The organism is Micromonospora sp. KC606, from assembly GCF_004348675.1.
GTDB lineage: Bacteria > Actinomycetota > Actinomycetes > Mycobacteriales > Micromonosporaceae > Micromonospora.
Genome location: NZ_SMKN01000011.1, coordinates 1 through 22,152, shown reverse-complemented (window position 1 = coordinate 22,152; position 22,152 = coordinate 1). Strand labels below are relative to the sequence as shown.

At 68.1% G+C, this 22,152-nt stretch carries 34 protein-coding genes; all 34 read left to right on the top strand.

The annotated features are described in order from the left end of the window. Positions 1-3 precede the first annotated feature (3 nt). The 34 genes from fusA (at position 4) to truA (ending at position 22,135) form a co-directional block, all read left to right on the top strand. A complete protein-coding gene (gene fusA / locus E1193_RS04535) occupies positions 4-2,100 on the top strand; it encodes an elongation factor G (RefSeq protein WP_132180540.1) in 2,097 nt (698 codons plus the stop codon). A gap of 219 nt (positions 2,101-2,319) precedes the next feature. Then, the gene (gene tuf, locus E1193_RS04530; protein ID WP_132180538.1) at positions 2,320-3,513 is read left to right on the top strand and encodes an elongation factor Tu; all 1,194 of its coding nucleotides are present in this window, start codon (positions 2,320-2,322) and stop codon (positions 3,511-3,513) included. Between the two features lie 355 nt (positions 3,514-3,868). Beyond that, a complete protein-coding gene (gene rpsJ / locus E1193_RS04525) occupies positions 3,869-4,177 on the top strand; it encodes a 30S ribosomal protein S10 (protein WP_007073037.1) in 309 nt (102 codons plus the stop codon). An 11-nt stretch (positions 4,178-4,188) separates the two neighbouring features. Further along, the gene (gene rplC / locus E1193_RS04520; RefSeq protein ID WP_132180536.1) at positions 4,189-4,848 is read left to right on the top strand and encodes a 50S ribosomal protein L3; all 660 of its coding nucleotides are present in this window, start codon (positions 4,189-4,191) and stop codon (positions 4,846-4,848) included. Then, positions 4,845-5,522 (top strand): 50S ribosomal protein L4, encoded by a 678-nt coding sequence (gene rplD, locus E1193_RS04515; protein ID WP_132180534.1) that lies wholly within the window; start codon positions 4,845-4,847, stop codon positions 5,520-5,522. Before rplC ends, rplD begins: the two co-directional genes overlap by 4 nt. After that, entirely contained in the window at positions 5,519-5,821 is a 303-nt protein-coding gene (rplW, locus tag E1193_RS04510) for a 50S ribosomal protein L23 (RefSeq protein WP_067301418.1), read from the top strand. The genes rplD and rplW overlap by 4 nt, the downstream gene beginning before the upstream one ends. A 12-nt stretch (positions 5,822-5,833) precedes the next feature. Further along, a complete protein-coding gene (rplB, locus tag E1193_RS04505) occupies positions 5,834-6,673 on the top strand; it encodes a 50S ribosomal protein L2 (RefSeq protein WP_046567215.1) in 840 nt (279 codons plus the stop codon). A 12-nt stretch (positions 6,674-6,685) separates the two neighbouring features. After that, the gene (gene rpsS, locus E1193_RS04500) at positions 6,686-6,967 is read left to right on the top strand and encodes a 30S ribosomal protein S19 (protein ID WP_088647003.1); all 282 of its coding nucleotides are present in this window, start codon (positions 6,686-6,688) and stop codon (positions 6,965-6,967) included. 40 nt (positions 6,968-7,007) lie between these two features. Further along, positions 7,008-7,463 carry a 50S ribosomal protein L22 gene (rplV, locus tag E1193_RS04495; RefSeq protein ID WP_132180532.1) on the top strand — a complete coding sequence of 152 codons (456 nt, stop codon included), beginning with the start codon at positions 7,008-7,010 and terminating at the stop codon, positions 7,461-7,463. Next, a complete protein-coding gene (rpsC, locus tag E1193_RS04490; protein WP_132180529.1) occupies positions 7,463-8,347 on the top strand; it encodes a 30S ribosomal protein S3 in 885 nt (294 codons plus the stop codon). The genes rplV and rpsC overlap by 1 nt, the downstream gene beginning before the upstream one ends. 3 nt (positions 8,348-8,350) lie before the next feature. Next, entirely contained in the window at positions 8,351-8,776 is a 426-nt protein-coding gene (gene rplP, locus E1193_RS04485) for a 50S ribosomal protein L16 (protein ID WP_007465292.1), read from the top strand. Further along, positions 8,776-9,012 carry a 50S ribosomal protein L29 gene (rpmC, locus tag E1193_RS04480; RefSeq protein WP_013288628.1) on the top strand — a complete coding sequence of 79 codons (237 nt, stop codon included), beginning with the start codon at positions 8,776-8,778 and terminating at the stop codon, positions 9,010-9,012. Before rplP ends, rpmC begins: the two co-directional genes overlap by 1 nt. Beyond that, entirely contained in the window at positions 9,009-9,287 is a 279-nt protein-coding gene (rpsQ, locus tag E1193_RS04475; protein ID WP_132180527.1) for a 30S ribosomal protein S17, read from the top strand. The genes rpmC and rpsQ overlap by 4 nt, the downstream gene beginning before the upstream one ends. A 99-nt stretch (positions 9,288-9,386) precedes the next feature. Continuing rightward, complete coding sequence (gene rplN, locus E1193_RS04470) at positions 9,387-9,755, top strand: 50S ribosomal protein L14 (RefSeq protein WP_007073026.1); 369 nt, start codon at positions 9,387-9,389, stop codon at positions 9,753-9,755. Beyond that, complete coding sequence (gene rplX / locus E1193_RS04465) at positions 9,752-10,072, top strand: 50S ribosomal protein L24 (protein WP_207922564.1); 321 nt, start codon at positions 9,752-9,754, stop codon at positions 10,070-10,072. The genes rplN and rplX overlap by 4 nt, the downstream gene beginning before the upstream one ends. Beyond that, positions 10,072-10,641: a 50S ribosomal protein L5 gene (gene rplE, locus E1193_RS04460; protein WP_132180523.1), complete on the top strand. Its 570-nt coding sequence runs from the start codon at positions 10,072-10,074 to the stop codon at positions 10,639-10,641. Before rplX ends, rplE begins: the two co-directional genes overlap by 1 nt. A gap of 4 nt (positions 10,642-10,645) precedes the next feature. Then, positions 10,646-10,831: a type Z 30S ribosomal protein S14 gene (locus E1193_RS04455; protein WP_007465272.1), complete on the top strand. Its 186-nt coding sequence runs from the start codon at positions 10,646-10,648 to the stop codon at positions 10,829-10,831. 96 nt (positions 10,832-10,927) lie between these two features. Beyond that, on the top strand, positions 10,928-11,335 hold the full coding sequence (rpsH, locus tag E1193_RS04450) for a 30S ribosomal protein S8 (protein ID WP_132180521.1): 408 nt from the start codon (positions 10,928-10,930) through the stop codon (positions 11,333-11,335). Between the two features lie 16 nt (positions 11,336-11,351). Further along, complete coding sequence (gene rplF, locus E1193_RS04445) at positions 11,352-11,894, top strand: 50S ribosomal protein L6 (RefSeq protein WP_132180518.1); 543 nt, start codon at positions 11,352-11,354, stop codon at positions 11,892-11,894. A gap of 67 nt (positions 11,895-11,961) precedes the next feature. After that, positions 11,962-12,351 (top strand): 50S ribosomal protein L18, encoded by a 390-nt coding sequence (rplR, locus tag E1193_RS04440; RefSeq protein WP_132180516.1) that lies wholly within the window; start codon positions 11,962-11,964, stop codon positions 12,349-12,351. A 33-nt stretch (positions 12,352-12,384) separates the two neighbouring features. Beyond that, entirely contained in the window at positions 12,385-12,999 is a 615-nt protein-coding gene (rpsE, locus tag E1193_RS04435; protein ID WP_091290339.1) for a 30S ribosomal protein S5, read from the top strand. Beyond that, positions 12,999-13,181: a 50S ribosomal protein L30 gene (gene rpmD / locus E1193_RS04430; protein ID WP_007073018.1), complete on the top strand. Its 183-nt coding sequence runs from the start codon at positions 12,999-13,001 to the stop codon at positions 13,179-13,181. The genes rpsE and rpmD overlap by 1 nt, the downstream gene beginning before the upstream one ends. Next, positions 13,181-13,624, top strand: coding sequence for a 50S ribosomal protein L15 (gene rplO, locus E1193_RS04425; RefSeq protein ID WP_132180514.1), 444 nt, complete (start codon positions 13,181-13,183; stop codon positions 13,622-13,624). The genes rpmD and rplO overlap by 1 nt, the downstream gene beginning before the upstream one ends. Positions 13,625-13,858: 234 nt before the next feature. Continuing rightward, complete coding sequence (secY, locus tag E1193_RS04420; protein ID WP_132180512.1) at positions 13,859-15,190, top strand: preprotein translocase subunit SecY; 1,332 nt, start codon at positions 13,859-13,861, stop codon at positions 15,188-15,190. After that, complete coding sequence (locus tag E1193_RS04415; RefSeq protein ID WP_132180510.1) at positions 15,191-15,844, top strand: adenylate kinase; 654 nt, start codon at positions 15,191-15,193, stop codon at positions 15,842-15,844. It abuts the gene before it with no gap. 93 nt (positions 15,845-15,937) lie between these two features. After that, complete coding sequence (map, locus tag E1193_RS04410) at positions 15,938-16,789, top strand: type I methionyl aminopeptidase (RefSeq protein WP_132180508.1); 852 nt, start codon at positions 15,938-15,940, stop codon at positions 16,787-16,789. A gap of 578 nt (positions 16,790-17,367) precedes the next feature. Then, positions 17,368-17,589 (top strand): translation initiation factor IF-1, encoded by a 222-nt coding sequence (infA, locus tag E1193_RS04400; RefSeq protein ID WP_007073013.1) that lies wholly within the window; start codon positions 17,368-17,370, stop codon positions 17,587-17,589. 93 nt (positions 17,590-17,682) lie between these two features. After that, positions 17,683-17,796: a 50S ribosomal protein L36 gene (rpmJ, locus tag E1193_RS04395; RefSeq protein ID WP_073834917.1), complete on the top strand. Its 114-nt coding sequence runs from the start codon at positions 17,683-17,685 to the stop codon at positions 17,794-17,796. A gap of 266 nt (positions 17,797-18,062) precedes the next feature. Then, positions 18,063-18,443 (top strand): 30S ribosomal protein S13, encoded by a 381-nt coding sequence (gene rpsM, locus E1193_RS04390; protein WP_091079342.1) that lies wholly within the window; start codon positions 18,063-18,065, stop codon positions 18,441-18,443. An 18-nt stretch (positions 18,444-18,461) separates the two neighbouring features. Further along, complete coding sequence (gene rpsK / locus E1193_RS04385; RefSeq protein ID WP_020513613.1) at positions 18,462-18,869, top strand: 30S ribosomal protein S11; 408 nt, start codon at positions 18,462-18,464, stop codon at positions 18,867-18,869. Positions 18,870-18,883: 14 nt separating this feature from the next. Continuing rightward, the gene (rpsD, locus tag E1193_RS04380) at positions 18,884-19,510 is read left to right on the top strand and encodes a 30S ribosomal protein S4 (RefSeq protein ID WP_088960269.1); all 627 of its coding nucleotides are present in this window, start codon (positions 18,884-18,886) and stop codon (positions 19,508-19,510) included. Between the two features lie 98 nt (positions 19,511-19,608). Next, on the top strand, positions 19,609-20,631 hold the full coding sequence (locus tag E1193_RS04375) for a DNA-directed RNA polymerase subunit alpha (protein ID WP_013735931.1): 1,023 nt from the start codon (positions 19,609-19,611) through the stop codon (positions 20,629-20,631). A gap of 34 nt (positions 20,632-20,665) precedes the next feature. Then, entirely contained in the window at positions 20,666-21,238 is a 573-nt protein-coding gene (gene rplQ, locus E1193_RS04370; RefSeq protein WP_132180504.1) for a 50S ribosomal protein L17, read from the top strand. Positions 21,239-21,304: 66 nt separating this feature from the next. Continuing rightward, positions 21,305-22,135, top strand: a complete 831-nt coding sequence (truA, locus tag E1193_RS04365; RefSeq protein WP_132180502.1) for a tRNA pseudouridine(38-40) synthase TruA — start codon at positions 21,305-21,307, stop codon at positions 22,133-22,135. The last annotated feature ends 17 nt before the right edge of the window (positions 22,136-22,152 follow it).

Here is a 22,152-nt window from a genome sequence, read left to right as displayed (position 1 = left end):
GAAGTGGCCGCCGCAGACGCGCTCGCCAACGTACGCAACATCGGCATCATGGCGCACATCGATGCCGGTAAGACCACTACCACCGAGCGGATCCTCTTCTACACCGGTATCACGTACAAGATCGGTGAGGTCCACGAGGGCGCTGCCGTCATGGACTGGATGGAGCAGGAGCAGGAGCGTGGTATCACCATCACCTCCGCTGCCACCAAGTGTGAGTGGAAGGGCCACACGATCCAGATCATCGACACGCCCGGCCACGTCGACTTCACGGTCGAGGTCGAGCGGTCGCTGCGGGTGCTGGACGGTGCGGTCGCGGTCTACGACGGCGTCGCCGGCGTGGAGCCGCAGACGGAGAACGTCTGGCGTCAGGCCGACAAGTACAACGTCCCTCGGATGTGCTTCGTCAACAAGCTCGACCGGACCGGCGCCGACTTCTTCCGCTGCGTGCAGATGATGATCGACCGGCTCAACGCCACCCCGCTGGTGCTCCAGATCCCGATCGGCGCCGAGTCCGACTTCATCGGCGTGGTCGACCTGGTCGAAATGCGGGCACTCACCTGGCGCGGCGAGACCGTGAAGGGTGAGGACTACACGGTCGAGGAGATCCCGGCCGACCTCGCCGACTCGGCCGCCGAGTGGCGCGAGAAGCTGGTGGAGACCCTGGCCGACGTCGACGACGCGGTGATGGAGAAGTACCTCGAGGGCGAGGAGATCTCCGTCGAGGAGATCAAGGCCGCCATCCGTCGGTCGACCATCGCCGGCAAGGCCAACCCGGTCCTCACCGGCACCGCCTTCAAGAACAAGGGCATCCAGCCGATGCTGGACGCGGTCGTGGCGTACCTGCCGTCGCCGCTGGACGTCCCGGCGATCGAGGGCACGGCCACCGACGGCGAGACCCCGATGCAGCGCAGGCCGTCGGTCAAGGAGCCGTTCTCCGGCCTGGCCTTCAAGATCCAGACGGACAAGCACCTCGGCAAGCTCACCTACGTCCGGATCTACTCCGGCACGCTCGAGTCCGGCTCCCAGGTGGTCAACTCCACCAAGGACCGCAAGGAGCGGATCGGCAAGATCTACCAGATGCACGCCAACAAGCGGGAAGAGCGCAGCTCGGCCCAGGCCGGCGACATCATCGCGGTGCAGGGTCTCAAGCAGACCACCACCGGTGACACCCTGTGTGACCCGGCGAACCCGGTCATCCTGGAGTCGATGACCTTCCCGGAGCCGGTCATCGAGGTGGCCATCGAGCCGAAGACCAAGGCCGACCAGGAGAAGCTCAGCACCGCCATCCAGCGGCTCGCCGAGGAGGACCCGACCTTCCGGGTCAAGCTCGACGACCAGACCGGCCAGACGGTCATCTCCGGCATGGGCGAGCTGCACCTGGACATCCTGGTCGACCGGATGCGCCGCGAGTTCAACGTCGAGGCGAACATCGGCAAGCCGCAGGTGGCGTACCGCGAGACCATCCGCCGCAAGGTGGAGAAGGTCGAGTACACCCACAAGAAGCAGACCGGTGGTTCCGGCCAGTACGCCCGGGTGATCATCAGCCTGGAGCCGCTGCCGCTGGGCAACGACGCGCCGACCTACGAGTTCGCCAACGCCGTGACCGGTGGCCGCATCCCCCGGGAGTTCATCCCGTCGGTGGACGCGGGCGCGCAGGACGCGATGCAGTACGGCATCCTCGCCGGCTTCCCGCTGGTGGGTGTCAAGCTCACGCTGGTGGACGGCCAGTACCACGAGGTCGACTCGTCGGAAATGGCGTTCAAGATCGCCGGCTCGATGGTGATGAAGGAGGCGGCCCGCAAGGCCGACCCCGCGCTGCTCGAGCCGATGATGGCCGTTGAGGTCACCACTCCTGAGGAGAACATGGGTGACGTCATCGGCGACCTCAACTCCCGCCGTGGCATCATCCAGGCGATGGAAGAGCGCAGCGGCGCTCGCGTCGTCCGGGCCCTGGTGCCGTTGTCGGAGATGTTCGGCTACGTCGGCGACCTGCGGTCGAAGACCCAGGGCCGGGCTAGCTACAGCATGCAGTTCGACTCCTACGCCGAGGTTCCGGCCTCGGTGGCGAAGGAGATCATCGCCAAGGCGACCGGTGAGTGACGCTCACCTGAGCTGATCCGATGACCCGGGGCTGGCTGCGGGCAACTTCCGCCCGCGGCCACCTCGGTCGGGTTGTGTGAATCCGGGCCTGTAGGCTTCATCGCCGCAGAACCCACCAAGGCTCTCCGGCCGTCAGGCCGGAAAGGCTGTCGACAGAGTCCTAAGCGCCGACCTGGCGCACCGGGGCGAACGAACCAAGAAGTCCACAGGAGGACACCAGTGGCGAAGGCGAAGTTCGAGCGGACTAAGCCGCACGTCAACATCGGCACCATTGGTCACATCGACCACGGTAAGACGACGCTGACGGCGGCCATCACCAAGGTCCTGCACGACCAGTTCCCGGACCTGAACCCGTACACGCCGTTCGACGAGATCGACAAGGCGCCGGAGGAGAAGGCCCGCGGCATCACGATCTCGATCGCGCACGTCGAGTACCAGACCGAGGCGCGGCACTACGCGCACGTCGACTGCCCCGGTCACGCCGACTACATCAAGAACATGATCACCGGCGCCGCCCAGATGGACGGCGCGATCCTGGTGGTCGCGGCGACGGACGGCCCGATGCCGCAGACCCGCGAGCACGTGCTGCTGGCCCGCCAGGTCGGCGTGCCCTACATCGTCGTGGCGCTGAACAAGAGCGACATGGTCGACGACGAGGAGCTCCTGGAGCTCGTCGAGCTCGAGGTTCGCGAGCTGCTGTCGAACCAGGAATACCCGGGTGACGACCTGCCGGTCGTCCGCGTCTCGGCGCTCAAGGCCCTGGAGGGCGACCCGGAGTGGACCGGGCGTCTGCTGGAGCTCATGAACGCTGTCGACACCGCGATCCCGCAGCCGGAGCGCGAGACCGAGAAGCCGTTCCTGATGCCGATCGAGGACGTCTTCACGATCACCGGTCGTGGCACCGTCGTCACGGGTCGCGCCGAGCGTGGCATCCTCAAGCCGAACGAGGAGGTGGAGATCGTCGGCATCCGCGAGAAGTCGATGAAGACCACCTGCACCGGCATCGAGATGTTCCGCAAGCTGCTCGACGAGGCCCGCGCGGGCGAGAACGTCGGTCTGCTGCTGCGTGGCATCAAGCGCGAGGACGTCGAGCGCGGCATGGTCGTCATCAAGCCGGGCACCACGACCCCGCACACGGAGTTCGAGGCGACGGTCTACATCCTCTCCAAGGAGGAGGGCGGCCGGCACACCCCGTTCTTCCAGAACTACCGTCCGCAGTTCTACTTCCGGACCACGGACGTCACCGGTGTCGTCACGCTGCCTGAGGGCACCGAGATGGTCATGCCGGGCGACAACACCACCATGACCGTGAAGCTGATTCAGCCGATCGCCATGGAGGAGAACCTCAAGTTCGCGATCCGCGAGGGTGGTCGTACGGTCGGCGCTGGTCGCGTCACCAAGATCGTCAAGTGAACTGGGTAACCCCGATTAGCGTTGCCGCCGGTCGTGCGGCATACTAGTCAGGTTGCGTAACGACGGTTAGTCGCCCGCGTCCGGTGCACGCTGGACCTCCGGGAAGACCAACAGTCGCGCGTAGGGTGGTTGATCACCCCTGGTGATCAACCACCCTCGCACGGCGTCCAGATCGCTGTGATGCGATCGGCGCCTTGACCCACCGCGCGGTCAGGAGAGTCGCTCCGGAGTCCCGGGGCGGAGCCTGGTCCGAGGGCGCGACACGCCCGACCGCGGGGGTCGGCGAAGTGGGCCTGTACCAGCCGGTACAGGTGCCCGCAACACAGCGGCATCGAGAGAAGGAACAGAAGCCACCATGGCGGGACAGAAGATCCGCATCCGGCTCAAGGCCTATGACCACGAGGTCGTCGACTCCTCGGCTCGGAAGATCGTCGAGACGGTGACGCGTACCGGGGCGCAGGTCGCAGGGCCGGTGCCGCTGCCCACGGAGATCAACCGTTTCTGCGTTATCCGCTCGCCGCACAAGTACAAGGACTCGCGCGAGCACTTCGAGATGCGCACGCACAAGCGGCTGATCGACATCATCGACCCGACCCCGAAGACGGTCGACTCGCTCATGCGCCTCGACCTGCCGGCTGGCGTCGACATCGAGATCAAGCTGTAGGGACCGGACAGATGGACAGGCAAGTCAAGGGGATCCTGGGCGCCAAGCTCGGCATGACCCAGGTCTGGGACAACAACAAGGTTGTTCCCGTGACCGTGGTGCAGGCCGGCCCGTGCGTCGTCAGCCAGGTTCGTAGCGCCGAGAAGGACGGGTACTCCGCCATCCAGCTCGCCTACGGCACGATCGACCCGCGCAAGGTCAAGAAGCCGATCAGCGGGCACTACGCGAAGGCAGACGTGGCGCCGCGCCGGCACATCGTCGAGCTGCGCACCATCGACGCCACGGACTACTCGCCGGGCCAGGAGGTCACGGTCGAGGAGTTCCCGGCGGGCGTCGTCATCGACGTCACCGGCAAGACCAAGGGCAAGGGCTATGCCGGCCCGATGAAGCGGCACGGCTTCCACGGTCTGCGCGCCAGCCACGGTGTGGAGCGCAAGCACCGCTCGCCGGGCTCCATCGGCGCCTGCGCCACCCCGGGTCGCGTCTTCAAGGGCACCCGGATGGCCGGTCGGATGGGCGGCGTGCGTTACACCGTCCAGAACCTGACCGTCCAGGCGGTGGACACCGAGAACAACCTCCTGCTCGTCCGCGGTGCCATTCCCGGCCCCAAGGGGGCACTGGTCCTGGTCCGTACCGCGGCCAAGGCGAAGAAGGGCGGTGCGGCCAAGTGACCACCGTTGACGTCCGCAACGTCGAAGGCGACAAGGCCGGCTCCGTCGAGCTGCCCGCCGACATCTTCGACGTCCAGGCAAACATCGCGTTGATGCACCAGGTCGTGGTGGCTCAGCTCGCGGCGGCCCGGCAGGGCACGCACAAGGTCAAGACCCGCGGCGAGGTCGCCGGTGGCGGCAAGAAGCCGTACAAGCAGAAGGGCACCGGCCGGGCCCGTCAGGGCTCGATCCGCGCGCCGCAGTTCGCCGGCGGTGGCGTGGTGCACGGTCCGGTCCCGCGCGACTACAGCCAGCGGACCCCGAAGAAGATGAAGGCCGCCGCCCTGCGTGGCGCCCTCTCCGACCGGGCGCGCGCCGGCCAGGTGCACGTCGTCGAGGCGTTCGTCTCGGGCGAGAAGCCGTCGACCAAGGCCGCGTTGGCCACGCTGGCGAAGCTGACCGACGCCCGGCGCGTCCTGGTCGTGCTGAGCAGCACCGACGAGCTGAACTGGGTGTCGCTGCGCAACGAGCCGCGGGTGCACCTGATCGAGGCCAGCCAGCTCAACACGTACGACGTGCTGGTGGCCGACGACGTGGTCTTCACCAAGGAAGCCCTGGACGAGTTCCTGGGGCTGCCGACGGTAGTCGGCCGGGCGGCTGAGCCCGCCGAGACCACCGAGGAGGGTGGCAAGTGAGCACGATCGCCGACCCGCGGGACGTCATCGTCGCGCCGGTCGTCTCGGAGAAGAGCTACAGCGAGCTGAACCGGAACTGGTACACCTTCCTGGTGCACCCGGACGCGAACAAGACCGAGATCAAGATCGCTATCCAGCAGATCTTCAACGTCCGCGTCCTGACGGTCAACACGCTCAACCGCCAGGGCAAGCGCAAGCGGACCAAGACCGGGTTCGGCCAGCGTAAGGCCACCAAGCGGGCGATCGTGAAGCTGGCTGACGGTGACCGTATCGAGGCCTTCGGCGGCCCGGTCAGCTGAGGGGTGTAGACAATGGCTATCCGTAAGTACAAGCCGACGACGCCGGGCCGGCGTGGCTCCAGCGTCGCCGACTTCGCCGAGATCACCCGGTCGACGCCGGAGAAGTCCCTGCTGGCTCCGCTGCCGAAGAAGGGCGGTCGCAACGCCCACGGCCGGATCACCACCCGGCACCACGGTGGCGGGCACAAGCGGCAGTACCGTCTGATCGACTTCAAGCGGGTCGACAAGGACGGCGTGCCGGCGAAGGTCGCACACATCGAGTACGACCCGAACCGCACCGCGCGCATCGCGCTGCTGCACTACGCCGACGGCGAGAAGCGCTACATCATCGCGCCGAAGGACCTGAAGCAGGGCGACGCGGTCGAGTCGGGCCCGGGCGCGGACATCAAGCCGGGCAACAACCTGCCGCTGCGCAACATCCCGGTCGGTACGACGATCCACAACGTGGAGCTTCGTCCGGGCGGCGGCGCCAAGCTGGCCCGCTCGGCCGGCGTCGGCATCCAGCTGCTCGGCCGTGAGGGCGCGTACGCGACCCTGCGCATGCCGTCCGGTGAGATCCGGCGGGTCGACGTGCGGTGCCGCGCGAGCATCGGCGAGATCGGCAACGCCGACCAGTCGAACATCAACTGGGGTAAGGCCGGCCGGATGCGGTGGAAGGGCAAGCGCCCGACCGTCCGTGGTGTCGCGATGAACCCGGTGGACCACCCGCACGGTGGTGGTGAGGGTAAGACCTCCGGTGGTCGCCACCCGGTCAACCCGCAGGGTAAGCCCGAGGGCCGCACCCGTCGTAAGGGCCAGCCGAGCGACCGGCTGATCGTCCGCCGCCGTTACGCCACGCGTAAGCGCGGCTGAGGGAGATAGAGCATGCCTCGCAGCCTGAAGAAGGGCCCGTTCATCGACGACCACCTGCTCAAGAAGGTGGAGACGCAGAACGACAAGGGCTCGAAGAACGTCATCAAGACCTGGTCGCGGCGCTCGACGATCATCCCCGAGATGCTGGGGCACACGATCGCCGTGCACGACGGACGCAAGCACGTCCCGGTGTTCGTGACCGAGGCCATGGTCGGGCACAAGCTCGGCGAGTTCGCGCTGACCCGCACGTTCAAGGGTCACGAGAAGGACGACCGGAAGAGCCGCCGGCGCTGACGCCGCGGGCATACGGATAGAGGAACAAGGGGTTACAGCGATGCCAGGAAAGGGCGACGCTCCGGTGCTTCCGGGCGCGCGGGCGGTTGCGCGGCACGTGCGCATCTCGCCGATGAAGGCGCGCCGGGTGGTCAACCTCGTCCGCGGCCTGCCCGCGAAGGAGGCGCTCACGGTGCTGCAGTTCGCGCCGCAGGCTGCGAGCGAGCAGGTGTACAAGGTGCTCGCGAGCGCGATCGCCAACGCGGAGAACAACGAGCGGCTGGACCCCGACGCGCTGCTCGTCAGCGAGGCGTTCGTCGACGAGGGCCCGACCATGAAGCGGTTCCGGCCGCGGGCGCAGGGCCGGGCCTACCGGATCCGCAAGCGCACCTGCCACATCACCGTGGCGGTCGAGGCGGTCGCGCCGGCCGCGCCGAAGAAGTCGGCGAAGAAGGCCGAGCTGGCGAAGAAGGCCGAGCCGGCTGATGGGCAGAGCACGACGGAGGGTGCCGAGTAATGGGTCAGAAGGTTCACCCCACTGGGTTCCGGCTCGGCATCTCGACCGACTGGAAGTCCCGCTGGTTCGCGGACAAGCTCTACAAGGACTACATCGGCGAGGACGTCAAGATTCGCCGGATGATGTCCAAGGGGCTCGAGCGTGCCGGCATCTCCAAGGTCGACATCGAGCGCACCCGGGACCGCGTCCGCGTGGACATCCACACCGCCCGGCCGGGCATCGTCATCGGCCGTAAGGGTGCGGAGGCCGACCGGATCCGCGGTGAGCTGGAGAAGCTCACCGGCAAGCAGGTCCAGCTGAACATCATCGAGGTGAAGAACCCCGAGTCGGACGCGCAGCTGGTCGCCCAGGGCGTCGCCGAGCAGCTCTCCAGCCGGGTCAGCTTCCGTCGGGCGATGCGCAAGGCGATGCAGTCGGCGATGAAGAACCCGGTCTGCAAGGGCATCCGGGTTCAGGTCTCGGGTCGCCTCGGCGGCGCCGAGATGAGCCGGACGGAGTTCTACCGCGAGGGCCGGGTTCCGCTGCACACGCTGCGGGCCAACATCGAGTACGGCTTCTTCGAGGCCCGTACCACCTTCGGCCGGATCGGCGTGAAGGTCTGGATCTACAAGGGCGACGCCGTCCCGGGCCGGGAGGCTCCGGCCGAGGCCGGTCCGTCCCGCCCGCGCCGTGACCGCGGCGACCGCCCCGAGCGGCCGCGCCGTGGCCGGTCGGGTTCGTCCGGCACGACCGCCGGTGGCACCGAGGCTGGCCGGGCTGCTGCGACCACCATCGCGCAGCAGGCCGAGACGCCGAGCGGCGAGCCGGTCGACAGCGGTGCTGTCGCCGCGGCCGCGTCCGCTCCGGCCGACACTCAGCCGGCAGAAACGCAGCAGGAGGGCTGACAGATGCTGATGCCGCGCAAGCCCCCGAAGGGCTTCCGCAAGCCGCACCACCCGGACCGCAGCGGCGCGTCCAAGGGTGGTAACCGGGTGGTGTTCGGCGAGTTCGGGATCCAGGCTCTCGAGCCGGCGTACGTGACCAACCGCCAGATCGAGTCGGCGCGTATCGCGATGACCCGCCACATCAAGCGTGGCGGCAAGGTCTGGATCACGATCTTCCCGGACCAGGCCCTGACCAAGAAGCCGGCGGAAACCCGGATGGGTTCCGGTAAGGGCTCGCCCGAGTGGTGGGTCGCCAATGTCAAGCCGGGGCGGGTTCTCTTCGAGATGTCCTTCCCCAACGAGCAGATCGCGCGAGAGGCGATGCGTCGCGCGATCCACAAGCTCCCGATGAAGTGCCGCATTGTGACGCGCGAAGTGGGTGAATCCTGATGGCAGCGGGCGTCAAGCCTTCCGAGCTGCGTGAGCTCTCCGAGGAGGAGCTGGTCACGAAGCTGCGCGAGGCCAAGGCGGAGCTGTTCAATCTCCGCGTGCAGGCTGCAACCGGGCAGCTGGACAACAACCGGCGGCTGCAGGTCATCCGTCGGGAGATCGCCCGGATCTACACGATCATGCGTGAGCGCGAGCTGGGTCTCTCGGCCGCGCCGACTGAGGTGACTGCATCATGACCGACGAGAACACCACCGCCACCGTGCGGGCTCGCCGCAAGGTCCGTGAGGGCCTGGTGGTCAGCGACAAGATGGAAAAGACCGTCGTGGTCGAGGTCGAGGACCGGGTCAAGCACGCGCTGTACGGCAAGATCATGCGCCGGACCAGGAAGCTGAAGGTGCACGACGAGCAGAACTCGGCCGGCATCGGCGACCGGGTCCTGATCATGGAGACCCGGCCGCTCTCCGCCACCAAGCGGTGGCGGCTCGTGGAGATCCTCGAGAAGGCCAAGTAGCGAAGGCTCGAGCTCGGCCGGTATCGGTCGGGCGCAGGTTCCGCCAGGCTCCGGCCGCCCCACAGGCGGCCGGAGAACCGGCAGACATAGGAGATAGACGTGATTCAGCAGGAGTCGCGACTGCGCGTCGCCGACAACACGGGTGCCCGGGAGATCCTGTGCATCCGGGTTCTCGGTGGCTCCGGTCGGCGCTACGCGAGCATCGGCGACGTCATCGTGGCCACGGTCAAGGACGCGATCCCGGGTGCCGGTGTGAAGAAGGGCGACGTCGTCAAGGCCGTCGTCGTCCGCACCGCCAAGGAGAAGCGGCGGCCGGACGGCTCGTACATCCGCTTCGACGAGAACGCCGCCGTCATCATCAAGGACGGCGGGGACCCGCGCGGTACCCGTATCTTCGGCCCCGTCGGCCGCGAGCTGCGGGACAAGCGGTTCATGAAGATCATCTCTCTCGCGCCGGAGGTGTTGTGACCGTGAAGGTCAAGAAGGGCGACACGGTCGTCGTCATCGCCGGCAAGGACAAGGGCGCCAAGGGTAAGGTCATCGCGGCCTACCCGCGGCAGGACAAGATCCTGGTCGAGGGCGTGAACCGGGTCAAGAAGCACACCCGTATCAGCACCACCCAGCGTGGCGCCAAGACCGGTGGCATCGTCACCCAGGAGGCCCCGATCCACGTCTCCAACGTGCAGGTCCTGGACTCCGACGGGAACCCGACCCGCGTCGGGTACCGGTTCGACGAGAACGGCCAGAAGGTCCGCATCGCGCGTAGCACCGGTAAGGACCTGTGATGACCACGGCTATCGAAACCAAGACCATGCCGCGCCTCAAGGAGCGGTACCGTAACGAGATCGTGGCCGAGCTGCAGAAGCAGCACAGCTTCGCGAACCCCATGCAGGTTCCGCGGCTGGTCAAGATCGTCGTCAACATGGGTGTCGGCGAGGCTGCTCGCGACGCCAAGCTGATCGACGGCGCGGTCCGTGACCTGGCCATCATCACCGGCCAGAAGCCGCAGGTGCGGCGCGCGACCAAGTCGATCGCGCAGTTCAAGCTGCGCGAGGGCATGCCGATCGGCGCGAAGGTCACCCTCCGCGGCGACCGGATGTGGGAGTTCCTGGACCGGCTGCTGTCGATCGCGCTGCCGCGTATCCGTGACTTCCGCGGCCTGGACGGGCGCAAGCTCGACGGGCACGGCAACTACACGTTCGGTCTGACCGAGCAGTCGGTGTTCCACGAGATCGACCAGGACAAGATCGATCGCCAGCGGGGCATGGACATCACGGTGGTCACGACCGCCACGACCGACGACGAGGGCCGGGCGCTGCTCAAGCTCCTGGGCTTCCCGTTCAAGGAGAACTGAGCGAATGGCCAAGAAGGCGCTGATCATCAAGGCGGCCGCGAAGCCGAAGTTCTCGGTTCGCGCCTACACCCGCTGCCAGCGGTGCGGGCGTCCGAAGGCGGTCTACCGCAAGTTCGGTCTCTGCCGGGTGTGCATCCGGGAGATGGCCCACCGCGGTGAGCTGCCCGGCGTGTCCAAGGCTTCCTGGTAATAGCCCGGCGCGCTTCGCGCGTCAGCTGAACTGTCTCTTCGCCGTAGGCCCCGGGCCCTGCCCGGGGAACCCCGGCGAGAAAGGTTGACGAATTTCATGACGATGACCGACCCGATCGCAGACATGCTCACGCGTCTGCGTAACGCCAACCAGGCGTACCACGACCGGGTGACGATGCCGTACTCCAAGATCAAGGCCAACATCGCCGAGGTCCTGAAGTCCGAGGGTTACATCGCCACCTGGTTGGTCGAGGAGCCCGAGGAGGGCGCCGTCGGCAAGCGACTGGTCGTCGAGCTGAAGTACGGCCAGAACCGCGAGCGCAGCCTGGCCGGCATCAAGCGTGTGTCCAAGCCCGGTCTCCGGGTGTACGCCAAGTCGGACGGGCTCCCGCGGGTGCTCGGCGGGCTGGGCGTGGCGATCATTTCGACGTCCCAGGGGCTGCTCACCGACCGGCAGGCCCGCAAGCGGAGCGTTGGCGGGGAAGTCCTCGCCTTCGTCTGGTAACGGGAGACAGGTAGAAATGTCGCGTATTGGACGTAAGTCGATCCCGGTACCGGCCGGCGTCGATATCACGATCGAGGGCCAGACCGTCAAGGTCAAGGGCCCCAAGGGCGAGCTGTCCCACACGCTCGCGGAGCCGATCACGGCGGAGCGGGGCGAGGACGGCCAGCTGCACGTCAGCCGGCCCAACGACGAGCGCAAGGCCAAGGAGCTGCACGGCCTGAGCCGTACCCTGGTCGCCAACATGATCGTCGGGGTGACCGAGGGCTACCGTAAGAGCCTGGAGATCGCCGGCACCGGTTACCGCGTCAGCGCCAAGGGCAAGGACCTCGAGTTCGCGCTCGGGTTCTCGCACCCGGTGCTGGTGCCCGCCCCGGACGGCATCACCTTCACGGTGGAGAGGCCGACGCTGTTCCACGTGGCCGGCATCGACAAGCAGCAGGTCGGCGAGGTCGCCGCCAACATCCGGAAGATCCGCCCGCCGGAGCCCTACAAGGGCAAGGGCGTGAAGTACCAGGGCGAGGTCATCCGCCGTAAGGCTGGAAAGGCGGGCAAGAAGTGACCGCGATCGCTAGCACCATGGCGAGGTCGTCCGCCGGCTGCAAGGCCATTCGAAAGGCAGGTAAGAAGTGAGCGCCACGCTGCTCAAGCGCCGCCGCGGCGTCGCCGCCAAGCGTGCCGTCGGGCGTGCGCGCCGGCACTTCCGGGTCCGCAAGAACGTCAGCGGCACCGCCGAGCGCCCCCGCCTGGTGGTCACCCGCTCCCTGCGGCACATCGTCGCCCAGATCGTGGACGACACCAAGGGTCACACCCTGGCGTCGGCCTCGACCCTGGACGCCTCGCTGCGCGGCGCGGAGGGCGACAAGAGCGCCCTGGCCGGCAAGGTCGGTACCCTGCTCGCCGAGCGGGCCAAGGCGGCCGGCGTGTCCAAGGTCGTCTTCGACCGCGGTGGCAACCGGTACGCGGGGCGGGTCGCCGCGCTCGCCGACGCCGCCCGCGAAGCCGGGCTCGAGTTCTAGAAACCCCGTCACGAGAGAGAAGGAAGGCTGCTGATGCCAGGTCAACAGCGCCGTGGCGGCGGGTCCGGTGGCAACGAGGGTGGTCGCCGCGACAACCGCCGTGAGGGCGGCCGCGGAAACGCGCCCGTCGAGAAGACCCCGCACCTCGAGCGGGTCGTCGCGATCAACCGTGTCGCCAAGGTCGTGAAGGGTGGTCGTCGTTTCAGCTTCACCGCCCTGGTGATCGTGGGCGACGGCGACGGCACCGTCGGCGTGGGCTACGGAAAGGCCAAGGAGGTGCCCGCGGCGATCGCCAAGGGTGTCGAGGAGGCCAAGAAGCACTTCTTCAAGGTGCCGCGGATCGGCCAGTCGATCCCGCACCCGGTGCAGGGCGAGGATGCCGCCGGTGTGGTGCTGCTCAAGCCGGCATCGGCCGGTACGGGTGTCATCGCCGGTGGTCCGGTGCGTGCCGTGCTGGAGTGCGCGGGTATCCACGACGTGCTCTCCAAGAGCCTCGGCTCGTCGAACCCGATCAACATCGTGCACGCCACCGTGGCGGCCCTGAAGGGGCTCGAGTCCCCGGAGCAGGTCGCGGCTCGTCGTGGCCTGCCGGTCGAGGACGTCGCGCCGGCGGCCATGCTGGCGTCGCGGGCGGGGGTGGCGTCCTGATGGCACGCCTGAAGGTCACCCAGGTCCGGTCCGAGATCGGGACCAAGCAGAACCAGCGCGACTCGCTGCGTTCGCTCGGTCTGAAGCGGATCAACGACGTGGTGGTCAAGGAGGATCGTCCGGAGATCCGCGGCATGATCTTCGCGGTCAACCACCTCGTGAAGGTCGAGGAGGTCGAGTAATGACGATCAAGGTCCACCACCTGCGCCCGGCGCCCGGTGCCAAGACCGCGAAGACCCGGGTGGGTCGCGGTGAGGGCTCCAAGGGCAAGACCGCCGGTCGCGGTACCAAGGGTTCCAAGGCCCGCAAGAACATCTCGGCGGCGTTCGAGGGTGGTCAGATGCCCATCCACATGCGCCTGCCGAAGATGAAGGGCTTCAAGAACAAGTTCAAGGTCGTCTTCCAGGTGGTCAACCTGGACCGGCTGGCCGAGCTGTTCCCGAACGGCGGCCAGGTCGGCCCGCAGGAGCTGGTCGACGCCGGCGCGGTCCGCAAGGGCCACCCGGTGAAGGTCCTCGGCACCGGCGACCTCGGCGGTGTGGCCCTCCAGGTGTCGGCGCACGCGTTCAGCGCGTCGGCCAAGGAGAAGATCACCGCTGCCGGTGGCTCCGCCACCGAGCTGTAAAGGCATGGATCCGTGGCGCCCGCTCAGTTTTCCTCAACTGGGCGGGCGCCACGGTCTACCGGGCGCGTGTGCGCCGGGTAACATCGGATTCGTTTTATGTAGCCGGGCACATCTGCCCGGACCGGGATCGGGCTGTTAGAGTCCCATCCCAGCTATGGATATCGGGCGCTCGCCCGGCACCCACCCCGACCCGCCAGGGATCACCGGCGGCCCGCCTCGCGCAGGAGGAAGAAGTTGCTGTCCGCCTTTCTCAGTGCGTTCCGTACGCCTGACCTGCGCAAGAAGCTGCTGTTCACAGTAGGCATCATCGCGGTCTACCGGCTGGGCGCGACCCTGCCCAGCCCGGGCGTCTCGTACGGCAACGTGCAGCAGTGCCTCGACAAGATCCAGAGTGGCGGCAGCACCGGTGTGCTGAACCTGCTGGATCTCTTCTCCGGTGGCGCGTTGCTGCAGCTGTCGGTCTTCGCGCTGGGCATCATGCCCTACATCACCGCGTCGATCATCCTGCAGCTGCTGACGGTGGTCATCCCACGGCTGGAGCAGCTCCGCAAGGAGGGCCAGGCCGGGCAGGCGAAGATCACCCAGTACACCCGCTACCTGACCCTCGGCCTGGGCATCCTCCAGTCCTCGGCGTTCGTGGCGCTGGCCCGCTCCGGGCAGCTCTTCAACAACCAGTGCGACGAGTTCCCGATCGTGCCCGAGGGCACCGGCCTCCCGAACTGGCTCACCCTGAGCATCCTGGTCATGACGATGACCGCCGGCACCGGCATGGTGATGTGGCTCGGCGAGCTGATCACCGACCGCGGCGTCGGCAACGGCATGTCGGTCCTCATCTTCACCTCGATCGCCGCCCGGCTCCCCAGCGAGGGCTGGAAGATCAAGACCAACGAGGGCTGGGCCAAGTTCGCCCTGGTGCTCGCCCTGGTCCTGCTGGTCATCACCGCGGTCTGCTTCATCGAGCAGGCGCAGCGCCGGATCCCGGTACAGTACGCCAAGCGGATGATCGGCCGGCGGATGTACGGCGGCACGTCGACCTACATACCGCTGAAGGTCAACCAGGCGGGTGTCATCCCGGTCATCTTCGCCTCGTCGCTGCTCTACCTGCCGCAGCTGGCCCTGCAGTTCTTCGACCCGAACGACCCCGGCAAGGTCCAGGCCTGGATCCAGAACCACATCGTCAAGGCGACCGCGCCCGAGCACATCATCATCTACTTCCTGCTCATCATCTTCTTCACGTACTTCTACGTGTCGATCACGTTCAACCCGACCGAGGTCGCGGACAACATGAAGAAGTACGGCGGCTTCGTGCCGGGTATCCGCCCGGGCAAGCCGACCGCGGAGTACCTCGACTTCATCCTCAGCCGGATCACCCTGCCGGGTGCGCTCTACCTGGGTCTCGTCGCGGTCCTGCCGAACTTCTTCTTCATCTGGCTGAACAGTGAGCAGTTCCTCAACTTCCCGTTCGGCGGCACCGCTGTGCTCATCATGGTCGGCGTCGGTCTGGAGACTGTTAAGCAGATCGAGAGTCAACTCATGCAGCGGAACTACGAAGGGTTCCTGCGCTAGATGCGACTCGTTCTGGTTGGCCCGCCGGGCGCGGGCAAGGGCACACAGGCGGAGTTCATCGCCGCGCACCTCGCGGTGCCGAAGATCTCGACCGGGGACATCTTCCGGGCGAACGTCTCGCAGGGCACGCCGCTGGGCGTCGAGGCCAAGCGTTACATGGACGCCGGCAAGCTCGTCCCGGACGAAGTCACCATCAACATGGTCCGGGACCGGCTCGCCGAGCCGGACGCCGCTGACGGCTTCCTGCTCGACGGCTTCCCGCGGACCACGCCGCAGGCCGCCGCGCTGGACAAGCTCCTCGCCGACCTCGGCAGCGCGTTGGATCTGGTACTGGAGCTCGTCGTCGACGACGACGAGGTGATACGGCGCCTGTCCGGGCGGCGTACCTGCCGCGGCTGCGGCAAGATCTGGCACGTCGAGTTCGACGCCACCACCCGCGAGGGCATCTGCGACCGCTGCGGTGCCGAGCTGTTCCAACGGGACGACGACAAGCCGGAGACGATCGCGGCCCGGCTGCGGGAGTACGCCGACAAGACCGCGCCGCTCGTGGACTACTACGGCGCCCAGGGCAAGCTGGTCGGCATTGACGCCACCGGCCCGGTGGAGGACGTCACGGTCCGCGCCATCGACGCCCTGCGCTCGTACGGCGGATGACAGCACGCCCTGGCCGGCGGATAGAGTAGGAACAGCGGGGTACGTGCGACGTGCCCCGCTGTTCGCTGTCCGGCAACGAAAGGTGATTGCTCGATGCGCCGTCCCCAGCTGGACATCCAGCTGAAGACCCCCGACCAGATCGGCAAGATGCGGGCCGCCGGCCTGGTGGTCGCCGAGGCCCTGCGCCGGATGCGGGAGGCGGTCGCTCCCGGGGTCAGCACCGCCGACCTGGACGCGATCGCCGAGGCGACGATCCGTGAGGCCGGGGCGGTCCCGTCGTTCAAGGGCTACCACGGCTTCCCCGCCTCGATCTGCTCCTCGGTCAACGAACAGGTGGTGCACGCCATCCCGTCGTCGCAGCAGGTGCTCCGCGACGGTGACCTGGTCTCCATCGACTGCGGGGCGGTGCTGGACGGCTGGCACGGCGACGCGGCGATCACGGTGGGCGTGGGTGACGTGGACCCGGCGCTGCTGACGATGGCCGCCGTCGCCGAGGACGCCATGTGGGCCGGCATCGCGGCTGCCGCGCGTGGTGTCGCCAGCGGCAAGGGCCGGCTGACCGACATCTCCCACGCGGTGGAGGTCGCGGTCCGCAAGGGGGGCCGATACGGCATCGTCGACGGCTACGGCGGGCACGGGATCGGCACCGAGATGCACCAGGACCCGCACGTGCTGAACCATGGCCGCCCGGGCAAGGGCCCACGGTTGGTCCCCGGCATGGCGTTGGCCATCGAGCCGATGATCACGATGGGCTCGCCGCGTACCGTCGAACTGGCCGACGGCTGGACGGTCGTCACCCGGGACGGCTCGATGGCGGTGCATGTCGAACATTCCATGGCGTTGCTGCCGGACGGGGTCTGGGTGCTCACCGCGTTCGACGGTGGTCGGTCCCGACTCGGCGACCTGGTCACCGCCCGCCCGCCAGCCAACTCCCCGGCGGCCTGAGCGCGCGTCCGCCCCCTGGAACCGATAGCGGTATCAGGTGGAAGAGGCTGCCGGCGGTTCGCCCACGTCCCCTCGCCTGGGCCGGCCTCTGGGTCGTGCCGGTCGGCCTGGACGGCACCGCGCGCCCCCAGCACTGACTAGTGCACTTGAGTGCAGAAACGGTTCACCGGTCGCGTTCGGGCCGAAACGCGACCGGGGGCCAGCATCTGCCGGACGCGTCTGAGTTTCCGGTCCGCTGTCCGTCACCGGCCCCCACCCCCGGCCGCCCTCCCGGCCCTGGCTCTCGCCCCTCGGACCTCACCGGCCCCAACGCGGCTGTAGGAAGGCGGTGGCCCGTGAGTGAGGCGGTGGGGTGGGCGGAATCCTCCGCCCGGGTGACCGACCGGGTGGCCGGTTTGGCGAGCGGCCGCAGGCGGGCGTAGACTTTCTGATCGGCGCACAGCGTCCACTCCGGCATGCCCACCAGCGCTTCGGTGGGAGTCGGAGCCGCGGCTGGCTCGGGCCTCCGATCATGGTCGGACGCCCGTGTAAGACGTTGTGGGCCGTCCGGAGTAACCGACGTCAGGACAGCGGAGGACATGCCGAAAAAAGACGGAGCCATCGAGATCGAGGGTCGGGTCATCGAGCCCCTGCCGAACGCCATGTTCCGGGTGGAGCTCGCGAACGGCCACAAGGTGCTGGCTCACATCAGCGGCAAGATGCGGCAGCACTACATCCGTATCCTGCCGGAAGACCGGGTCGTCGTCGAACTCTCGCCGTACGACCTGACCCGCGGGCGCATCGTCTACCGCTACAAGTAAGCCTGACGACGGCCGGGACGTCCCCGTGTCCGTCTTCGACGTCCGGCGTCGCGCATCGTCGCGACTCCGGGCCAGATGGGAAGTAAGGCAACCGTGAAGGTCAAGCCGAGCGTCAAGAGGATCTGCAACAAGTGCCGGGTGATCCGCCGGCACGGCCGGGTCATGGTCATCTGCCAGGACCCGCGCCACAAGCAGCGCCAGGGCTGAGCCGTTCCCGCCGACCGTGACGAGCGGCGGCGGAACGTCGCCCGGGTCGCAGATTCTTACCGCACACATCACCAGCTCGTCCCAGCCGCGGGCGGTACGCAGGGCGTACTCGAACGTGGCCGACCCCCGGTCGGAGGCCGGGGCCCGCTTGGGCAGCGACCACTCCCGGTCGCCGGCGCCGATGGCGCCGGAGGGACAGGGTGGTCGGTAGCGGGGTGGGACGGGTCCACACCTCCGCCACAACATCACGAGGAGTACGCCCGCACATGGCACGTCTAGTCGGCGTCGACCTCCCCCGCGAGAAGCGGATGGAGATCGCGCTCACCTACATCTTCGGGGTCGGTCGTACCCGCGCCCTGGAGACGCTCACCGCCACCGGCATCTCGCCGGACAAGCGCGTTCGGGACCTCACGGATGAGGAGCTGGTCCAGCTCCGCAACCACATCGAGGGCAACTACAAGGTTGAAGGCGACCTGCGCCGCGAGGTCGCCGCTGACATCCGCCGCAAGGTCGAGATCGGCTGCTACGCCGGCATCCGGCACCGCCGGGGCCTGCCCGTGCGTGGCCAGCGGACCAAGACCAACGCACGGACCCGCAAGGGCCCGAAGCGGACCGTCGCCGGCAAGAAGAAGCCCGGCAAGAAGTAACTAGGAGCGCACAGACTTATGCCACCGAAGGCTCGTGCCGGAGCCGCCGTCAAGAAGGTCCGGCGCAAGGAACGCAAGAACGTCGCCCACGGGCAGGCGCACATCAAGAGCACCTTCAACAACACCATCGTGTCGATCACCGACCCGACCGGTGCGGTCATCTCCTGGGCCTCCTCCGGCCAGGTGGGCTTCAAGGGCTCGCGCAAGTCGACTCCGTTCGCCGCGCAGCTGGCCGCCGAGGCCGCCGCGCGTCGGGCGATGGAGCACGGCATGCGCAAGGTCGACGTGTTCGTCAAGGGCCCCGGCTCCGGCCGGGAGACCGCCATCCGTTCGCTGCAGGCAGCCGGGCTCGAGGTCGGTCAGATCGCCGACGTCACCCCGCAGCCGCACAACGGTTGCCGTCCGCCGAAGCGTCGCCGGGTCTGAGAGGTTAGAGAGAGATGGCTCGTTACACCGGTGCTGACTGCCGCCGTTGCCGGCGGGAGAAGATGAAGCTGTTCCTCAAGGGCAGCAAGTGCGATGGTCCGAAGTGCCCGTTCGAGTCCCGGCCGTTCCCGCCCGGGCAGCACGGCCGCGGCCGCACCAAGGAGACGGAGTACCTGCTCCAGCTCCGTGAGAAGCAGAAGGCCCGTCGTGTCTACGGCGTGCTGGAGAAGCAGTTCCGCGGCTACTACGAAGAGGCCGTGGGCAAGAAGGCCAAGACCGGCGAGGTCCTGCTGCAGATCCTCGAGTCGCGGCTGGACAACGTGGTCTACCGGGCCGGCTACGCCAGCTCGCGTGACCAGGCCCGCCAGCTGGTCAAGCACGGCCACTTCACCGTGAACGGCAAGAAGGTCGACATCCCGTCGTACCGCGTCAAGGAGCACGACATCATCGAGGTCCGGGGCAAGAGCAAGGAGCTCACCCCGTTCCTGGTGGCGCAGGCTCAGGCCGGTTCGCGGTCGGTTCCGGCGTGGCTGGAGGCCATTCCGAGCCAGATGAAGATCCTCGTGCACTCGCTCCCGGCCCGCCAGGTGATCGACACCCAGGTCCAGGAGCAGCTGATCGTCGAGCTCTACTCGAAGTAGGGGCTCGTTGCGGTGGCCCGCCCCCCCCGGGGGCGGGCCACCGGAACAGTTTTGTCGTGGGCGTCATATAGCGGGCGTCCCGGAAGAGAAGAGAAGAAATGCTCATCAGTCAGCGACCGACCCTCTCCGAGGAGTCGATCAACGAGACCCGGTCCCGGTTCACCATCGAGCCGCTGGAGCCCGGCTTCGGCTACACCCTGGGCAACTCGCTGCGCCGTACGCTGCTGTCGTCCATTCCGGGTGCGGCGGTCACGTCGATCAAGATCGACGGTGTGCTGCACGAGTTCACCACCATCCCCGGGGTCAAGGAGGACGTGGTCGAGCTCGTCATGAACATCAAGGAGCTCTGCGTCAGCTCCGAGCACGACGAGCCGGTCAGCATGTACCTGCGCAAGCAGGGCCCCGGCGACGTGACCGCGGGTGACATCCAGCCCCCGGCCGGCGTCTCGGTGCACAACCCGGATCTCAAGCTCGCCACCCTCAACGGCAAGGGCCGGCTCGACATGGAGCTGACCGTCGAGCGGGGGCGCGGCTACGTCACGGCGGCGCAGAACAAGCAGGCGGGTGCAGAGATCGGCCGGATCCCGGTCGACTCGATCTACTCGCCGGTGCTCAAGGTGACCTATCGGGTCGAGGCGACCCGGGTCGAGCAGCGGACCGACTTCGACCGGCTGATCATCGACGTCGAGACCAAGCCGTCGATGGGGCCGCGTACCGCGCTGGCCTCTGCCGGCTCGACGTTGGTGGAGCTCTTCGGTCTGGCCCGGGAACTGGACGAGACCGCCGAGGGTATCGACATCGGGCCGTCCCCGCAGGACGCCCAGCTCGCGGCGGACCTGGCCCTGCCGATCGAGGAGCTGGACCTTACCGTCCGCTCCTACAACTGCCTCAAGCGCGAGGGCATCAACTCCGTTGGTGAGCTGATCGGGCGCACCGAGGCCGACCTCCTCGACATCCGGAACTTCGGTCAGAAGTCGATCGACGAGGTCAAGATGAAGCTCGCCGGGATGGGTCTGGGGCTGAAGGACTCGGCTCCGAACTTCGACCCGGCGCACGTCGTGGACGCCTTCGGCGAGGCCGACTACGACACCGACGACTACCGCGAGACCGAGCAGCTCTAGTCCGCGCTGCCGCCACACCTGAGGAGCACCAACAATGCCCACGCCCACCAAGGGCCCCCGCCTCGGCGGCAGCCCCGCGCACGAGCGGCTGATGCTGGCCAACCTGGCCACCGCGCTGTTCCAGCACGGCAAGATCCAGACCACCGAGACGAAGGCCCGGCGGCTGCGACCGCTGGCCGAGCAGCTCATCACCAAGGCCAAGCGTGGCGACCTCGCGTCGCGGCGGCGGGTGCTGGGCGTCGTCAAGGACAAGGACGTGGTCTACGCCCTGTTCGACCAGATCGCGCCCCGGTACGCCAACCGCAACGGTGGCTACACCCGGATCGTGAAGACCGGTCCGCGCAAGGGTGACGCCGCTCCGATGGCGATCATCGAGCTGGTCGAGGAGCTTCAGGTCGCCGAGCCCAAGGCGAACAAGAAGACCGCCGCCCGCAAGGCCGCGCAGCAGGACAAGGTCGAGGCGCTCGCGCCGGCGGAGGAGACCCCGAAGTCGACCGACGACGACCAGGACGCCGAGCCTCCGATCTCGGCGTCGGGCGACACCGCCGCGGCCCGCGAGGACAGCGACCTCGCCGTCGAGGAGAACAACGAGCAGAACAAGGCCTGACCAAGGTCTTCGTCGGGCCCGGCATCCCTGTGGGTGCCGGGCCCGACCCATGACTGGAGGTACGAGGTGGACGAACGGATCCGACTGCGGCTGGACGTGTCGTACGACGGCACCGACTTCTCCGGCTGGGCGGCCCAGCCGGCCCGCCGAACGGTCGCCGGGGTGCTCACCGAGACGCTGGACCTGGTGCTCGGGACGGGCACCGTGACGGGCCTGACCGTGGCCGGCCGGACCGACGCCGGAGTGCACGCCACCGGGCAGGTCTGCCACCTCGACCTGCCCGCCACGGTGTGGCGGGAGCACGTGGGGCGGCTGCTACGCCGGCTGGCCCGGCTGCTCCCCGGCGACGTGCGGGTCCGGGCGATGACCGAGGTGCCTGCCGACTTCGACGCCCGGTTCTCGGCGACCTTCCGCCGCTACGAGTACCGGGTCACCGACGCGGTCTGGGGCGCCGAGCCGCTGCGCCGGCGGGACACCCTGGCCTGGCCCAAGCCGCTGGACCTTGCCGCGTTGAACGCGGCGGCGGCCGGTCTGGTGGGGGAGCACGACTTCGCCGCGTACTGCCGGCGCAAGGAGAACGCCACCACGCTGCGCGAGGTGACCCGGTTGGACTGGCGGCGCGACCCCGACGGCATCCTGGTCGCCACCGTGCAGGCCGACGCCTTCTGCCAGAACATGGTGCGCAGCCTGGTCGGCGCGATGCTGGTCGCCGGGGACGGTCGTCGCCCGGTCGAGTGGCCGGCCGGCCTGCTGACCCGGCGGGAAAGATCCAGTGAGGTGACCGTCGCGCCGGCGCACGGGCTGGCCCTGATCGAGGTCGGCTACCCGGCCGACCCGACGGAGTACGCCCGCCGCGCCGACCTCACCCGCCGGCTGCGGGTGCCCACCGAGGTGTGAACGGGCGAGGCCCGGCC

Excerpts from the sequence above, each read along its gene's own strand:
- rpsJ (WP_007073037.1), top strand. The coding sequence starts at position 3,869 with ATGGCGGGACAGAAGATCCGCATCCGGCTCAAGGCCTATGACCACGAG.
- rpmC (WP_013288628.1), top strand. The coding sequence starts at position 8,776 with ATGGCAGCGGGCGTCAAGCCTTCCGAGCTGCGTGAGCTCTCCGAGGAG.
- E1193_RS04415 (WP_132180510.1), top strand. The coding sequence starts at position 15,191 with ATGCGACTCGTTCTGGTTGGCCCGCCGGGCGCGGGCAAGGGCACACAG.
- rplE (WP_132180523.1), top strand. The coding sequence starts at position 10,072 with ATGACCACGGCTATCGAAACCAAGACCATGCCGCGCCTCAAGGAGCGG.
- rplP (WP_007465292.1), top strand. The coding sequence starts at position 8,351 with ATGCTGATGCCGCGCAAGCCCCCGAAGGGCTTCCGCAAGCCGCACCAC.
- rplQ (WP_132180504.1), top strand. The coding sequence starts at position 20,666 with ATGCCCACGCCCACCAAGGGCCCCCGCCTCGGCGGCAGCCCCGCGCAC.
- rplO (WP_132180514.1), top strand. The coding sequence starts at position 13,181 with ATGACGATCAAGGTCCACCACCTGCGCCCGGCGCCCGGTGCCAAGACC.
- rplB (WP_046567215.1), top strand. The coding sequence starts at position 5,834 with ATGGCTATCCGTAAGTACAAGCCGACGACGCCGGGCCGGCGTGGCTCC.
- E1193_RS04455 (WP_007465272.1), top strand. The coding sequence starts at position 10,646 with ATGGCCAAGAAGGCGCTGATCATCAAGGCGGCCGCGAAGCCGAAGTTC.
- rpsH (WP_132180521.1), top strand. The coding sequence starts at position 10,928 with ATGACGATGACCGACCCGATCGCAGACATGCTCACGCGTCTGCGTAAC.
- map (WP_132180508.1), top strand. The coding sequence starts at position 15,938 with ATGCGCCGTCCCCAGCTGGACATCCAGCTGAAGACCCCCGACCAGATC.
- rpsK (WP_020513613.1), top strand. The coding sequence starts at position 18,462 with ATGCCACCGAAGGCTCGTGCCGGAGCCGCCGTCAAGAAGGTCCGGCGC.
- infA (WP_007073013.1), top strand. The coding sequence starts at position 17,368 with ATGCCGAAAAAAGACGGAGCCATCGAGATCGAGGGTCGGGTCATCGAG.
- rpsQ (WP_132180527.1), top strand. The coding sequence starts at position 9,009 with ATGACCGACGAGAACACCACCGCCACCGTGCGGGCTCGCCGCAAGGTC.
- rpmD (WP_007073018.1), top strand. The coding sequence starts at position 12,999 with ATGGCACGCCTGAAGGTCACCCAGGTCCGGTCCGAGATCGGGACCAAG.
- E1193_RS04375 (WP_013735931.1), top strand. The coding sequence starts at position 19,609 with ATGCTCATCAGTCAGCGACCGACCCTCTCCGAGGAGTCGATCAACGAG.
- rpsM (WP_091079342.1), top strand. The coding sequence starts at position 18,063 with ATGGCACGTCTAGTCGGCGTCGACCTCCCCCGCGAGAAGCGGATGGAG.
- rplC (WP_132180536.1), top strand. The coding sequence starts at position 4,189 with ATGGACAGGCAAGTCAAGGGGATCCTGGGCGCCAAGCTCGGCATGACC.
- rplV (WP_132180532.1), top strand. The coding sequence starts at position 7,008 with ATGCCAGGAAAGGGCGACGCTCCGGTGCTTCCGGGCGCGCGGGCGGTT.
- rpsD (WP_088960269.1), top strand. The coding sequence starts at position 18,884 with ATGGCTCGTTACACCGGTGCTGACTGCCGCCGTTGCCGGCGGGAGAAG.
- rplF (WP_132180518.1), top strand. The coding sequence starts at position 11,352 with ATGTCGCGTATTGGACGTAAGTCGATCCCGGTACCGGCCGGCGTCGAT.
- rpsC (WP_132180529.1), top strand. The coding sequence starts at position 7,463 with ATGGGTCAGAAGGTTCACCCCACTGGGTTCCGGCTCGGCATCTCGACC.
- rpsS (WP_088647003.1), top strand. The coding sequence starts at position 6,686 with ATGCCTCGCAGCCTGAAGAAGGGCCCGTTCATCGACGACCACCTGCTC.
- rpsE (WP_091290339.1), top strand. The coding sequence starts at position 12,385 with ATGCCAGGTCAACAGCGCCGTGGCGGCGGGTCCGGTGGCAACGAGGGT.